This is a genomic window from bacterium (genome assembly GCA_035419245.1).
GTDB lineage: Bacteria > Zhuqueibacterota > Zhuqueibacteria > Residuimicrobiales > Residuimicrobiaceae > JAKPUX01.
On the sequence record DAOLSP010000033.1, the window covers coordinates 8,900 to 10,102 of the forward strand.

General features: G+C 56.1%; 3 protein-coding genes. All 3 read left to right on the top strand.

The window, feature by feature from the left end; translation table 11 throughout:
* Positions 1-285 (top strand): hypothetical protein (locus tag PLH32_17780; GenBank protein HQJ66460.1); only part of this gene is annotated, 285 nt, incomplete at its 5' end.
* 47 nt (positions 286-332) lie between these two features.
* A complete protein-coding gene (locus PLH32_17785) occupies positions 333-662 on the top strand; it encodes a hypothetical protein (protein HQJ66461.1) in 330 nt (109 codons plus the stop codon).
* Positions 662-1,203: phage tail tape measure protein (locus tag PLH32_17790; GenBank protein HQJ66462.1), on the top strand; the 542-nt coding region annotated here is incomplete at its 3' end. The genes PLH32_17785 and PLH32_17790, both read left to right, overlap by 1 nt.

Below are 1,203 nucleotides of genomic sequence, written 5' to 3' on the forward strand. Positions count from 1 at the left end.
AGCGAGGGAGTCAAGCAGGAAGACATCGACGCCTACGCCGAAAAGAAGCCAAAGGACCTGGCCGAGCAGTACGCCAACGAGCACGCCGGCATCAACACGGTCCGCAACATCATCCCCCGTTATCTCAAGAATCTGGACAACACGCATCTCTTACCGACAGAGCAGGACCGGGAGGACTTCCGGCGGATCATGGCGCGAAACAGCGATATTTTCAAGGCGATCTCGGACGTCTACGTCTCCCTGTCCCGCCAGGTGGCGGCTGAGAAGGAGACGGTAAAAAACTAGTTGGCGGCGGAGCGGGTTCAGTTGATCCTGCCTGGCAGGAATTGCTCTTGCAGGTGACCGCTGCCCGCCGCTATGGTTATCACGGCCTTTTCGATCCTGATCTGGTGCGGGACATGGCAGACCCGGTCAGGCGGTCCATACTCCTACATAGCACAAAAATAGAATTATTCGAAGAGGTCCTGCTTGGCATCCTGCAGGAGCAATACCCGGAAGTTTTCAAGAACCTCCTGGACATTCACGGCACCATGATCGCCCGCTCTAACGGGGCAAAGATAGAGCACATTTTCAAGCCGACCAGCAAGAAAAAGGGCGGCGGATCAATTCAGCAGAGCTTTGTATTGCCAGGCGGTGAAATTGTACATGTGATAGAGGATTGATGCTCGGAAGTCTTGGAAATATGGGCGGGGTTGGCTCGATTGTCGCGGTTGTGGGCATTGCTGGCCTTGATAAATTTGAGCAGGATCTTGGCAAGATGGCCAAGGCGGTTGATGGCCAGGCTCAGTTCATGCACAAAAGTATGACCGCGGCTGCGGCGGCCGGGGCTGTCATGTTCGCTGCATCCATCAAAGCCGCCTCTGATTTTGAATCCTCATTTGCCGGCGTCACAAAAACTATCGACGGAATCTCTGACGACTTCGGCAATCTCAATGCCGAGGGCAAGGCGCTCGCGCAAAAGTTCCGCGATCTCTCGCTTGAAATCCCGATTTCGGTCAACGAACTCAACAAGATCGCCGAAATGGGCGGAGCCCTCGGTGTGCCCAAGGACGACATCGAGGGCTTCACAAAGGCCATCGCCAACCTGGGCACAACCACCGATCTGACCACTGAGGCCGGGGCTGAGGCCATTGCGAAGTTCATTAACGTCACGACCCAGGTCGCGCCAGCCGGCATGTCCATGGCCGAGCAGACCGAGCGGAT